We start from the raw sequence: 13796 nt of genomic DNA, 5'->3' as shown, positions 1-13796 counted from the left end.
GAGGAGAATATTTATGAATTATGACTTAAAGAAAAAAATATTCAGAGTTGTAGTACTTTCAAGCTTAGCAATTATTGGCTTAGGATTTGATCAAACTGAGAGTGAAGCAGCGCCACTAGTTAGTAATGGGAATGCAGTGACTAGTCTACCTAACCCTACCGCTCGCTATGATACGTCTCTAACTTATTATGGATATACAGAGCCTTATGCGACTATCTCATATAACTCAATTGATATAGCGGGAAATCGTATTTTGCTTGGATATGGAAAAGCAGACCAAAATGGTTGGTTTAAGTTTGATTTGTCCCATCGTTTAAGAGCCGGGGTTTATTCTTGGGTCTATGTAACTTCTAATCAAGACTGGGCCAATGGAGAGACGCTAAATGGTCGAACTATTTCAACTGGAACCTCAAAAAAAAGTGACTTTTCGGTCTATGAAAGAGTTGTAGATGGAGGAAAGTATTTTGACTCAAACGATCCATCTAACAAATTGAATCGTTCGGTGTTGGGAGGCAACGTCACATACTTAAGAAATAAAAATACAACTCCTTTAGTTGATCAGAGTATCCTACCTAAAGCGATTACAATATCTAAGCCTAATGAAATAATTTCTGATCAGTTTGGCGAAAGAACGTCGAATTCATATCCGTACGGAAATCTTTTTACCTATAAAGCTGGTATTGACTTATACCAAGGTACAGAAAACGGACAGACGGAACCGGTGTCATGGTCTTGGAATGGATTAACTACAACAGGAGCAGCTACTAATGGTAAAGATGCTAAGTTTGTTTCAAAAATGAGATTGATTCGTACCGCAGATACAGGTGCTACCCTTGAGTGGCAAGGTACAACTTACAAAATGGATGCTCAACAAGGAGCAGCAATGGATACAAAAGGCAATTTATATGTTGTTTATGACAACGACAATGACGCAAAAAATTTGGGTGGTTTTGTCATGCGGATTTCGGCTAGTTTTGTTCAATATCTGACATCTATCGAAGGAAAAGAACAAGTTGACAATAAAAACACCCCACTTTGGCTAACGACAGAGGATGTTAAAAAAGCTTTAGATAGTGGACAAGTTGCGCTAAGTGAGATTTTACCAATCGTTCATGGTGCGGTATTAACGGTAGTGGATGATACTCCTTATGTTCTAACAACAAATAAAGAATTTACGACTCAAACGCTTACCAAGCTTTCTTATAGCTATGCTTTAGGTAAAGGACCACAAAATACCGGTACGACAGCGAAATATAAGGACACAGCAACACGCACTTTGTTAACTGCTACAGATGTTGTATCAGGAACGTTTAAGAAGAATGATCATCAACAAGCAACGGGTGTTTCACTTATGCCTAAAAACTTTACCATGGTTGATAATGATACTGGATACTTTGTGATTCCGTACAGCAAATCTTCTGGAAATCAGAAGGGGTGGTATGGATATGCTGTTTATCAAGTCAAAGTTGCAAATGAGCAACTAAATATTCGGCAAAATCCAATTGTTATCCAAAATATACTTGGAGACACAAAATCAGATGGCACGGGAATTGATCCAGCTCAAAGTATAAGTTATAATCCTAATGATGGTCGACTTTACATTACAGCTAATGATGTGTGGATGAGTTTTGATTTAGAAAAATATAATACAGTTGGTACTAAAGCATTAAGTAAGTATGTTTCAGGAGCATCTGTAAGTTATACACAGTCAACAGCAACAGATAATGCTAACCCGATTGAAACACAACTTGGTGCGATTGATATCGGGTTATCAAGTACAAAATTGAATAGTAAAATGGAGACTGAGCAGCTCATATTTTTTGGAGATAAAACATACTTGATTGCCAATAATTATAATCAACTATTAGAAGCTAAATAAACTTAATATTTTTGATTCTTCATATCAATAGTGTTGGTTAAGCTAAATGAATTATGCATAGAATCGGACAGACCTCAAAATCTGTCTGATTTTTTCATGTAAGGTGAGCGGGAAATAAACGAACGCATACTAATCATAAGAAATAATCGCTATACTAAAGCTATCAAAGTAGATGATTGTTTCGTTTCATGTTTCTTCTTTCCCCCTTTGCCTTCCTATCTCCCCTTCTCGAAATGATTGTTCTTACTGGAAAGTTAGGAACGAATAACTGATGCTCGTTGATTTTTCTCGAGTCGATACCTGTTACTTAGTTTGTGGACATACTGACCTTCGCAAAGGAGTTGACAATCTTTCTGCGATTGTCTCCCGCTTATAATACTACTAAATTATTCTCCCTCTCCTTCCTATATAAAACTTGACTCTCTTTCCCTCTTTTATATCTTTTCCAGATTTATTTATCCCTCTTTTTTCATATTCTTTCCCTTTTCTCAATGGTTACTCTTGACACATGAACAGACATTCATATATAATAGTCATGAATACATGAACATTCAATCATATAACTAGTTCAATCGAATATATTATGGAATTTATCTATGAAAGAAAGGGTGAATAGACATGGAACATACACACACTGAAATACATGAACATAACCACAACTGCGGTCATAATCATGGTCACGGAAATACATCCACTATATTATTTTTTGCAGGTCTCATTACCTATCTTGCTGCTTTTGCTATAAAAGAAGACAGTTTTCTGCAAATCCTTCTTTATATTTTTTCCATGATTGCTGCCGGGCAGCATGTTATTATGGAAGGTTTTGGAGATACCATTAAGGATACTATCGCAAAGAAAAGATTTACGCCCAATGTGCATATTTTGATGACTCTTGCTGCTCTGGGTGCATCCGTTATTGGTGATTTTGATGAGGGTGCTCTCTTGATCCTGATTTTCTCTGGTGCACATTTCCTTGAAGATTATGCAGAAGGTAAAAGTAAACGCGAAATTACTAATTTATTAAAAATGAATCCAACTGAAGCACGTTTGATTCAAGAGGATGGCTCAACAAAACTGGTTGCTGTCTCTACTCTGCAAATAGGCGATCAATTGCAGGTCCTAAATGGAGATCAGGTTCCTACAGATGGTGTGATTCTTTCAGGAACCGGAGTTATAGATGAAGCATCAATTAATGGCGAAAGTATTCCGAAAGAAAAAACGATTGGTGATACTGTCTTTGGCAGTACAATTAACGGTACCAGTTCTTTCACAATGGAAGTTACAAAGGACAGTAAAGATACCGTCTTTGCAAAAATTCTTAAGCTGGTTGAGCAGTCTCAGTCCAACCTTTCTAAAACGGCTACTAAAATCAAATTACTGGAACCAAAATATGTAACAGCTGTTCTGATTATTGTGCCTCTGTTCATTCTTGCAGCACCATTCCTGTTAGGCTGGAGTTGGGAACTAAGTTTTTATCGGGGAATGGTTCTACTGATTTCTGCTTCTCCCTGTGCTCTTGCTGCCAGCGCTGTTCCGGCTACATTAGCTGGTATTTCCAATCTTGCTAAAAGAGGAGTCCTTTTCAAAGGCGGTACATTTTTGTCAAATCTCGCAGACATCAGAGCTGTTGCTTTTGATAAAACAGGCACTCTGACTGAAGGAAAACCTGTAGTCACTGATTATTATTTTCATACAGATGATAAGAAAGCTAAAGCTAAATGGCTTAAAGTTCTTTCCTCCATGGAAAAAGAAGCAAACCATCCTTTAGCAAATGCTATTTTGGCTAAATTCCCTCCTGTTGATGCAATTAAAATGGCGGTAACAAATGAAATCGGAAAAGGTTTATTGGCTCACTATGACAACAAAAGCTACCGATTAGGAAAACCTGATTTATTTGAACAGGTTCCACCAATTATCCATCGAAAAGAAGAAATGCTTTCTGAATCAGGAAAAACGGTCATCTATTTCAGTGAAAACGACTCCGTTGTAGGATTAATAGCTATGATGGCTATTCCAAATCCAAAAGCTAAAGAAGTGATCTCTTATCTGAAAGAACAAAATATCCATACAACCATGATTACCGGAGATGCCGAAAAAACCGGGCAGGCTGTTGCAAAAGTTCTTGGTATTGACGAAGTTGCCGGAAATGTTCTGCCGGAAAATAAATCTACAATTGTTAAAGAGCATCAGAAAAAATTTGGTATGACTGCTATGCTAGGTGACGGTGTCAATGATGCTCCGGCTCTGGTTACTGCAGATATCGGTTTTGCGATGGGCGACGGAACAGATATTGCCATTGATGTTGCTGATGCCGTTCTGATGAACAACGATCTTCAAAAATTCAGTTACGCACATAAAGTCTCTAAACGACTGAATAAAATTGTCTGGCAAAACATTATTTTTTCCATGACGGTTGTTGCTCTTCTGGTGGCCCTTAACCTATTAGGCAAAATGGACATTGCAATCGGTGTCATTGCTCATGAAGGAAGTACCTTGATTGTCATACTAAACGGGCTGCGCCTGTTACTGCCGGTTAAAAATTAAATCATAAAATGACCCTGCTTCATCTTTGAAACAGGGTTTCACTTTATCTACAAGCCAAGTACTTTTTATTCCGCACATTCAACCACATTTGCACACCATTTCGAAAGTACACCGAAACCTCAAAATAACCTCTATTGATTTTTCCGGCATAGTTTTCAACAATTATCAATGAGGCTTGAGTAATTCTGTTCATCGAAACTATATCAATTCTACTCTCTATTTTGATTAAAACATTTAAAGATAAACAGCTCCCATTACTTTTTTGTTCTTTTCTAAACGATATTTTAATTTGCTCATCATATTCCAAAAAATCTCAATGTAATCAATTTCTTCCTTATGATCTTCAAAAAATCTCATAATATTATCATATCCCATTTTGTTTCCACATCTATATTTTTTGATAGCACTGTTATCTCTGCAATAATTACACCAGAAATTTCATACTCTGACGATCAATTCCTTCAAACTATTTTTATAATTAAACGGTTTCCCAACTGCACATTGTTCCTAACCAGGCTCCTGCTGGTACTGCTGTATAAGATCCACCTGTCCGATAGCGTGCCAGTTGAATAGTACCATCTTGATTAACATGTAATAAATATTCCTCACATTTTGAAGCTTGCTGTAAAATGATCACACTTCTAACAGGTCTGTATTCGGTTGGTATTTTTGCCATCGTAACACTTGTACCTGAAGCTATTTCATTTAGATTCTTAATAGCACCATACATGTAACACCTGCCATCACTTCCTTTACGAATGATACAATGACTTATATTTGTTGGATCTGAACTGTAGTTCTCAAAGCCTTCTTCAAAAGTTGGAATGACTTCAGAGGCTGCAGTCGGAGCTGTTTCCATTTCCTTCCAAACACCTGTACCAGATGTTGGATGCACCATTCTAAAAAATTTTCTGGGCGTACTACTGCTGTTTACAGATATTTCTTGATAAGAGTAGGAGGAGGAAGTGGCAGCAGGCATATTAAAAACATACCAGGCTTTTGCACCGGAAATTGGCAATTCAGAGTAATCAGTTAGCTTCTGTACCTCTGTTGAATTAACATAAAACCAACCTGGATAGGCAGATAATGCTTTCAAGCTAGTAACAGTAGGTGACATATTTTGAATTAGTGTTGTATATCCTGTATCCGCAGTCAATTTCACATTCTGCGTTTTCCCGGCATCTGCCAGTTCTTTCCAGGCATAAGCAACGGTTGGAGTTGTTATTCTGATTACAGGTCTAGCATGATAAGCCGCCGCTGAAGTATTTCTGAGCCACATTTGATAAACCCCGCCTGCAGTATCTCCAGCTGTGTTAATGAGCCAACCGGCACCTTTTACATCTGAAGGAAGGGAAGATTCATTGGTCATTGCCGCCAATTCTGCAGCCGTAATATAGAAAGTTCCCGGTTCCTGTATTTCCAATAAAGATTGAGGTAACTTAGGCAAGGTACTAATTCTTCTGCCGAAGTTATCTTTCGTAGTAACTTTCCATTCTCCCCAACTGTTATTGTAAAAATTCCGTTCAAATGTAAGCCAGCCGGAAATAGGATGTGTAATTAATTTTTGGTGTATACCGCTATGCTTCGTGACCTCTAAACTAAATGCCAGCTGAACTGGGCAATTCATTAATGTTTTAGTGGTTAAATTTAATGAACAATTATAATGGCCTTCGCTTCTGTAATCATTCAAATCAGCACTTTCAGGAATATCCTGTGCTGCTTTAAAAAATTTCTTATCTGCTTCTGCTTTAGTGTAGGCGTTCAATCCATCAATTTTCTTCTCTAAAACAGACAAATCAAGCTCCATCTGATCAGCTTTTTCAATCAACTCTATATATATTTTCTCCAATTGTTCATGCGAAGCATTCTTATCAGTCATGTAAGTTGTCCATTCCTGATTAAACTGATTCAGCAATTTAGTAAACTCTGTTTCGTATTTTTTAGCCTCTCCGTTGCTGAGATCTGCATTCTTTTTTACATCCACGATAACGTCTTCTGAAGAAATACACAGACCTTTTGAATCATATAAACGGAAGAATGCTACCTGATAGCGCCCTGTCACTGAAGTATCCCGCCCTGAAAAAGTATACATCGCTTCCCCTTCTACTGCTGTCGTAATTGTCGCATCTCCTTTAACATATAATTTGTTGCTGAGATTTCCTTCAAACTTAAGGGTCAGCCCCTCAAGAGAAAAGACTTCCCCGTTTTTCTTTACCAGAATTTCAACGGTTTGCAACCCTTGATCTCCCTGACGCAAAACAATATAATTCGATGGATTTCGTGTTTGTTTCTCTAAATCTATTACTATTTTTTGAGTATTCATTCTTTCACCTCTTCTTTTGTTTTACTTATTGATGAACTTGTTACAACAATCAACTTTCAAATTTTTTATTTTATGATTTGATATTAACTCTTATTATGCCTATATTTTTATTTTCCAGATCAATCATCCCGCTTTAATCTTGAACAATTACACAGGCATCCCAACGCAATTCTGTCCAGTTCTTTGGACATCTCATCCTAATGTTGCCGTTGGATTGAAAAGAGATCGCTGCACTTGTACCATCTTGAATAGTTCCGGTAATCGTCACATCTCGGGATGGAAAGACCAGCATTTCCGATGGCTTCCATGTTCCTATAGAAACCCAGAAACCATCACCTCCACCAGCAGTTGTTCTTTTAATAATTCCGGCGGTCTGGATTCCACTCTTTCCCTGAATATAAATTTTCTTTATTTTCGGTTGATACCAGTTTTCATTTGGATACTCCCATGAAAGTCCTGAAGCCAAAGTCAGGTAGTACCAATCATGATCAATCAGAGAATCATAGCTAAGTACACCAATTTTATTACCATAAGCAAGTCGTAATCCTTGATTGCTTAAAGCCCATGCAGACAACTGATTTCCATCAGAATCATTGATTCGGCAAAGCAGCTCCTGAGGGTTAATTTCCAAGAACCCACTTTGACTGGTTTCTGGAACAACATATTCCATTCGTAATTTGGCGGCATCCAGTTTCGTCAATCCGACCAGACGAGCTCCCTGATCCATCATGTCAAACGTATTAATTATTTTTGATCCGGTCATGACTGTGCCAGTGATCTCTCCACCCAAAATTTTAACGGCATTTAGTTCTATAATATTCAATATGGACTGCTGAATCGTTTGAGGATTCCATTTCTTTCCGTCCCAAACAAAATAGCCGGTAATTGAGTCAGGGTTATTAATATCCTGCCTCCACCACTGTTGTCCAGCCTTAGGATTCGACGGCTCCTTGGAAGAGGTGAATGGATAGGTAATGCCTTCTACCTTATTTTGGAGTGCTTTCAGTTGTTCATCGTCATACATTGCCGACCAAATATATTCCTTGGGATTTGTTGAAGGGGTTAACGTTGCCTTGTTATGGGCAATTCCAATATATTTCTTGCCCTCAGGATTCTCACTGATCCCATTTCCGTTTACATCATCTGCATAGCGAATCCACGTATAAGTTGGCAGCCCATTTTGCCCTGGAGGTCCTTCTAATCCATCCTGTCCGTCCTGACCGATGATTTTAACCCAAAGACCATCATAATCTCTGGAATCATCTGAAGGCGTCGGCTGATTTAACCCGTATTTTATAGCCATATATGTTTTACCAAGAGGCATAGCGGAAATATTTTTTCCATTCTCATCATCAGCGTAACGAATCCACGGAAAATAGGTATCTCCTGATTTTATCGTCTGAATTTTATCAGCCAGATCTTGAAGCCGCTGATTGATCCCACTGGACTTTATCAAATAGTTTCCAAGAACTGCTGTCGCTTTCTTGTTAGATCTGGAACGCTCCAGTTTTAAAACTCTTGCCTGTAAATACAAATTATCTTCATCATCAACAATATTGACTGTATCACCAATTCGTACATCATCTGGAAGGAAAGCAATATCTACTTCATAATTGATCTCCGGCTCAGAACGTTTTCTCAGCTCCTTTACAGCCTCTGCGCAGAGCAGATCTTTATCTAATGTATCGTAGTTAAAATTGGCGACAATGTGTCCAACATTTGTCCCTGTTTCACTTAAATAACGGCTCCAGACTGACAATGCCTGTCTGTCCAGCAGGTACATCCCTTCTACGTAAAAGCGCCCATCATCATAGTTGTATCCCTGTAATGTAATTCCTTCAGAATCGCCTTCGGTTTTTCCTCCGTAAACTCTGAAAGCTGTCGCAAGATTTTCTATCGTTTCTTCTGTAACGATATTATCGATATCTCGGTTGAGTCGTAATTCAATTTGTGTTTCATTTCCCCGTTTTTGAAAAATGTCGATATATTTCCTGACAACTTTCATTCCTTTTATCTCAAACCGAAAGGAAAATTCTGCTTGATCAAATGCTTCAACAATTGCCAATAAACGTTTTGTCGCTGTCTCTTCATTAGAAAATGGCAGTTTCTTTTGAAGTGTAGAAACTTCATTTTGACCAATTTCAAATCCTGAATCATAAATTGCACGATTAATGTAATAGGAAATCGGCTGTTCTTTGGCAGGCTCACTCCACTGGTCCACCACTTCGTTAAGAAGATCTAATCCCGCATCTTCGGCATAAATGAATACTTCTCTGTTTTTCCTGTTTTTTTCTTTTCGAATAATCGTATAAAAACGAATCTGCTTATCTTCGTCCTGCATTAACAGGTAATTACCGATTTGAGTTAAGCGGTTGATTTCTGTCAGATTATCTTCAATAGATAAATAGCCAGTAAGAATAGAAGACCCCTTTTCAATTTCCTGTGACTCCGTGTCATCATAGAATTTTAGTGCCTTTGGTAAAGTTCCTGTTGAAGCCATTCCCAAGATGGAAAACTTTCTATCCGCAAAATATAGAATCATAAGAACACCTCATTAAAGCTGATTTTCATCTCCGGCTTCTTTGAAAACTCAGAGTACAGACAATGAATTTGATTTTCCCCTGTCTTCAGCATAAATTGTTCCCAGTCATTTCCAAGTGCTCCCAGTCCAGGTGTTTCCAATCCATTCAATAAAACCGTTCCCTTCCCAGTATCAATAGAGAGAACATCATACTCACCAAACTTGTTGGGAATATCAATCCATTTCTCCACATTATGCTTTTGGAATCTGCAGGAAGTATATATATTCACCGCCATTGCCGGAAGTGTCTTCCATTGTGCCGCATAAAAAGTAATGAATTTTCCTTCAAGATTTGCTGCAGCAGAATTATTGAAAGAGAATATCCCAGAAGGAGTTGTAAATGTAAATTGATTATTAAATTTATCCACCTTCCATGAACCTCCCCACCAGCCGGTAAGCATGTTTCCGGTAAAGGATTTTGAAGGTATCTCCTTCACAACCTGTCCGTTAATAACCAGACAACATGTCATCTCATGCGCACTTGTATTACTTTTTACAAAAATAATACCAGCAACATTTTTACCCTCTGGAGTGTTTACCAGCCATTGCTGCATCCCAGCTTGTTCAACAGAGCCCGAGATAAAAAATTGACCGATTTCAAAGGTCCAGTTTTTGGCAGTATCTTTCCCTTCACTATCCGGTGTAAACGGGCGGGTAATAGATGGGCCATGCCAGCCTTCACCTGTTCCATAACTTATTGTTCGCAGACTTGGAAATTTTTGCCCAGCCCAAGGATCATAACTAATGTTATAGACATCGTAGGATAAACCGCTGCCACTTTGCTTGCACTCCATTCCCTTATATTGAACAACAAAGCCTTCGTTTGTACGCCACTTAGATTTTGCAAATGTATCCTCCCAAAAGTTAACTCCGCAAATATCAATAATGCCATATTCTGATTTCTCGTAGGCAACGCCGTTGACTTCATCAGGATCGCCAAATTGGAGTAACGCTCCTTCATCATTAATAAAGCCGACAAATCCATTATCGGAAGTCATCTGCACCTCTATCTTCGGAAATGACTCAAATGTTCCAGAATTATAAATGTCCAGAACATCTTTTTTACGGTTGGTTGCTTCCTTCGCCTGAACACTGTATGCAACTCCATCCGGAATCTGCCAGGTAATCGTGCCGAACCCTAGGAATCTTTTTTCCAAAACATCAATATCTCCGGTTGGAAGAGCCATATAATATTTATCTGGCTCATCTGTAAAAATTAATTGTGCCGGTTCGGATACATTCAGTATCCGAGCCAGTTCTCTTCTTTTATTTATTAAATCATTTCTTACTACAAAGGGCATCTCAATGATCTTTTCATCCAGACTATAGCCGGTATATCGTTTGAAATGGTGGGTTCCCACCTGCAGCGTATGATTCGTTCTTGTTGTGCCGATTCCCCGGCGAAAGTCTTCTGTCACCCTTAAATAAGGAGACAAATCAACTCCATTAAAAATCACTGTAAAATCATTCAAATTCTCTCGCCTCCTAATCTTGCATCTGCGCGATTGATCCGGTCAATTTCAGGCTTCATAAACTTAGCTGTTCCTTTAGCAATTTCACGACCATCCGCTTCAAAAGTTGCTTCAAAATACATCGGCGGTTGATTGTTTCCATGGGTAGATACTGCCAAATCATATTTGGCAACCAGCGCACTTGAAGCAGCACCTGTATGAAGCAGTTCAGGATTGGCACTGAGATTCATCATACCTAATTCATTATTTAATTTTGTACTCAGCATATTTGAAAGATCTGCATTTGGCACTGCATCAATCGTTGCCGCTTCAGCCAGTTTCTCAGACAGTTTTGAGACAGGAGCAATCATCGCTTCAATTCCAGCACCAAATCCTTCTCCTGTCCATTCGCCCATCTGAATCATTACCTTGGAAGGTGAAGCGATTCTCAACCATTTTTTTACCGTATCCACTGCCCCTTTTGCCAAAGCAGCTGCTTTTTCTTTAACTTTCGTTATCATGTTGTCTATCCCATTAATAAAGCCCATTGCCAAATCCACGCCAGCATTTTTCATATCCTTAACAAATCCGGTTACTCCATCAATGACTGAGTGGGCAATTTCTCCGGCTTTTGTACCAGCTTCACTAATTTTCTGACCAATCCCGTTAATTAGATTTGTAATCAGTTCGATTCCTTTTATAAGCATCTGTCCTAGGAACTCACCAATTTTTGAGAGAATCCCCAGCATAAGATTTCCTATCGCTCCGAGTAATTGCCCGAGCATGCTCAACAATCCGGTAATTAATGCCGTAATTAATTGCACGCCGACAGACAAAATTCTTGGCAGATTTTTTATCAGCGCAAAAACTAGTGCCGTAAGGATTGTTACCGCTGCCTCAAGCAGAGCTGGCAGGACTTCGAGCAGACCGGCTATAATTGCCAGCAGAATTTTTATTCCAGCATTCAGCAACATCGGTAAATTTTCAATTAAAAGTGCAACAAATGTCGTTACAATAACAATGACTGCTTCAACGATAAACGGCAATGCAGTCATCAGACCTTCAATCAAAGCATTTAACAGGGCCACCCCTGATTCAACCAATAGTGATAGATTTTCCAAAATAGCTGTAAGTAATCCTGTAATAATCCCAATTCCGGCATCAACCAGCCCTGGCAGCATCCCTGCAATTCCTTCAATTAAACCTGTCAGCATCGCTGCACCTGTCTCAATAAATGAAGGAAGCATATTGATGATTTCCATAATAACGTTCATAATTGATTCGACTACCATTGTTAACAATTCTGGAACAGATATTCCCATTCCTTCTGCAATTGAGGAAATCATTTTAGTCCCCATAATCAGCAATTTGGGAATTCCTCCCAAAATAAAACCTATAATTGTCGGAATTAGGTTTTTAAATATTTCTAAAAGACCGGACATATCTCCACTTTGAAAAGCTTGAAGAATGGCTTCTTTAAAAAGAGACAGCTTTTCGGTCACTGTCCCCAAAATGTTTTTAATGAATTCAAAAACAACTGCCATTCCTCCTCTTAACATTTCAGAGTTCTGGTAAGCTGACGTAAAGGCTTCTATTACCGAAGCTCTAAAATTCTTAACTTTTTCTATTACAACTGCCGTAGCTACTTTTAAGTATTCAAAGACAGCCTGCACAACATTTCTAAATGTTTCTGAACGCTGATAGGCTGTATAAAGAATCACGGCTAATGCGGTAATCGCCGCAACAGCTAAAAAGATCGGACTTGCCAGAAGACCACCTGCTCCACCAACACCCATCAGCATAGTTTTAAATCCTCTGAGTGCACTGATTGTCGGACCGATCGCTGTCGTTATTGAATTAACAATCAAAATTGACTTCAGTGCAGCTGCAAAAACCACCAGCGCTCCGGTAACTGTATAAACAATAGCTGGATATCTATTTAAAAAATCCGCAAAACGGTTCACCACATCTGAAGCAACCTCAATCATTTTTGTAAACGGCTCCAGTAGCGGCTGCCCAAATGCTGCTTTTATATTTTCCACTGCCTCCTTCCATCTTTGCATAACAGCAGAAAAATTGTCCTGACCGCTTGCTTCGGCAGCCGCATTAAAAATAGATTTCAATGCATTGTTCAATTTTTTCGAGACTATTCCTGCCGTATTTAAAGACTCTGCAGACAGTTGCGTCATTCGGTCTATTAGCACTTCGACTTCACTTGTTGCATCACCTGTGTCCACTTCAACCATTACCGACTCAACCAACTGAAGGTCGTTTAGCCGTTGTTCAAAAGCATCCAGCACACTGTCAGCTCGTGAAGAGTTAACAGCCAGTGCTACGCGTATTTCTTCCATACTCATTTTCTTTCACCTCGTTTCTGTTTTTCTTCGTACCAGCGTCTTCTTTCCACCAAATCCATTGCTTCGAACACAGCTGCTTCATGATTTGTTTTTAACGCAACAGCTTTTTTCGCTTCAAGAATCTGCTGCCTTTCCTCCATGCTGCATTTTTCAGGAATCTTCATCCTCCGAATATCAATGACTTTTCTGAGCTTCGTCTGTTCACTTAGACCAGATAGCAACACTGAAAATTCTTCCCAGTGCATTCTCCCTCTTTCCTCCATCAGATTAATTCCATAATCCTGACGAAAACTGGCATAAATATACGGAGTATCTTCAATCAGATCGTAATACTTTGTCTCAGGCGGACGCTCTTCAATCAATACATTTCCCATTAAGTCTTTATTTTCTCCGGCAATATTTTTGACTTCACCAAAAATCTTTTTCAAAATAACAGTAAACAACTGTTCTTTTTGTTCCCATGGAATCATTTCCAGTTCTTCTTCCGTAAGATTTCCCAGCATTACCAGTGCTAAAAGAACTTTGAAATGCTCACTTTCCTCTTCATTTTGAAACACCTCATACCATCTGAGTACACTTGAAAACTCAAGATTCAGCTGATAGTGATTTCCGGCTATTTCTACCTCGTCATTTAAGCCCCAGGCCAATGAAAGTGTCATTG

At 38.8% G+C, this 13796-nt stretch carries 8 protein-coding genes; 2 read left to right on the top strand and 6 right to left on the bottom strand.

Features of this window, described 5'->3' with window-relative positions; all coding sequences use genetic code 11:
* The first annotated feature begins 13 nt into the window (after positions 1 to 13).
* Positions 14 to 1879 (top strand): hypothetical protein, encoded by a 1866-nt coding sequence (locus tag LI954_RS00835; RefSeq protein WP_229443238.1) that lies wholly within the window; start codon positions 14 to 16, stop codon positions 1877 to 1879.
* A gap of 618 nt (positions 1880 to 2497) precedes the next feature.
* On the top strand, positions 2498 to 4423 hold the full coding sequence (locus tag LI954_RS00830; RefSeq protein WP_229443237.1) for a heavy metal translocating P-type ATPase: 1926 nt from the start codon (positions 2498 to 2500) through the stop codon (positions 4421 to 4423).
* Between the two features lie 234 nt (positions 4424 to 4657).
* Here LI954_RS00830 and LI954_RS15995 read toward each other — a convergent pair whose 3' ends face one another.
* The 6 genes from LI954_RS15995 to LI954_RS00805 all read right to left on the bottom strand — a co-directional run bounded on the left by LI954_RS15995 (position 4658) and on the right by LI954_RS00805 (position 13794).
* A complete protein-coding gene (locus tag LI954_RS15995) occupies positions 4658 to 4780 on the bottom strand; it encodes a hypothetical protein (RefSeq protein ID WP_267491392.1) in 123 nt (40 codons plus the stop codon).
* Between the two features lie 121 nt (positions 4781 to 4901).
* Positions 4902 to 6746: a BppU family phage baseplate upper protein gene (locus tag LI954_RS00825; RefSeq protein WP_229442423.1), complete on the bottom strand. Its 1845-nt coding sequence runs from the start codon at positions 6744 to 6746 to the stop codon at positions 4902 to 4904.
* A gap of 133 nt (positions 6747 to 6879) precedes the next feature.
* Entirely contained in the window at positions 6880 to 9288 is a 2409-nt protein-coding gene (locus tag LI954_RS00820; protein ID WP_229443236.1) for a phage tail spike protein, read from the bottom strand.
* Positions 9285 to 10799 (bottom strand): distal tail protein Dit, encoded by a 1515-nt coding sequence (locus LI954_RS00815; RefSeq protein WP_229443235.1) that lies wholly within the window; start codon positions 10797 to 10799, stop codon positions 9285 to 9287. The genes LI954_RS00820 and LI954_RS00815 overlap by 4 nt, the downstream gene beginning before the upstream one ends.
* Positions 10796 to 13135: a hypothetical protein gene (locus LI954_RS00810; protein ID WP_229443234.1), complete on the bottom strand. Its 2340-nt coding sequence runs from the start codon at positions 13133 to 13135 to the stop codon at positions 10796 to 10798. The genes LI954_RS00815 and LI954_RS00810 overlap by 4 nt, the downstream gene beginning before the upstream one ends.
* Entirely contained in the window at positions 13132 to 13794 is a 663-nt protein-coding gene (locus LI954_RS00805; protein WP_202067869.1) for a Gp15 family bacteriophage protein, read from the bottom strand. The genes LI954_RS00810 and LI954_RS00805 overlap by 4 nt, the downstream gene beginning before the upstream one ends.
* Positions 13795 to 13796: the final 2 nt, after the last annotated feature.

Source organism: Enterococcus sp. CWB-B31 (assembly GCF_020567645.1).
Lineage (GTDB): Bacteria > Bacillota > Bacilli > Lactobacillales > Enterococcaceae > Enterococcus_L.
The sequence above is the reverse complement of the archived record's forward strand: the minus strand, read 5'-3'. Positions and strand labels throughout refer to the sequence as shown.

Excerpts from the sequence above, each read along its gene's own strand:
- LI954_RS00810 (WP_229443234.1), bottom strand. The coding sequence starts at position 13,135 with ATGAGTATGGAAGAAATACGCGTAGCACTGGCTGTTAACTCTTCACGA.
- LI954_RS00825 (WP_229442423.1), bottom strand. The coding sequence starts at position 6,746 with ATGAATACTCAAAAAATAGTAATAGATTTAGAGAAACAAACACGAAAT.
- LI954_RS00820 (WP_229443236.1), bottom strand. The coding sequence starts at position 9,288 with ATGATTCTATATTTTGCGGATAGAAAGTTTTCCATCTTGGGAATGGCT.
- LI954_RS15995 (WP_267491392.1), bottom strand. The coding sequence starts at position 4,780 with ATGAGATTTTTTGAAGATCATAAGGAAGAAATTGATTACATTGAGATT.
- LI954_RS00830 (WP_229443237.1), top strand. The coding sequence starts at position 2,498 with ATGGAACATACACACACTGAAATACATGAACATAACCACAACTGCGGT.
- LI954_RS00835 (WP_229443238.1), top strand. The coding sequence starts at position 14 with ATGAATTATGACTTAAAGAAAAAAATATTCAGAGTTGTAGTACTTTCA.
- LI954_RS00805 (WP_202067869.1), bottom strand. The coding sequence starts at position 13,794 with ATGACACTTTCATTGGCCTGGGGCTTAAATGACGAGGTAGAAATAGCC.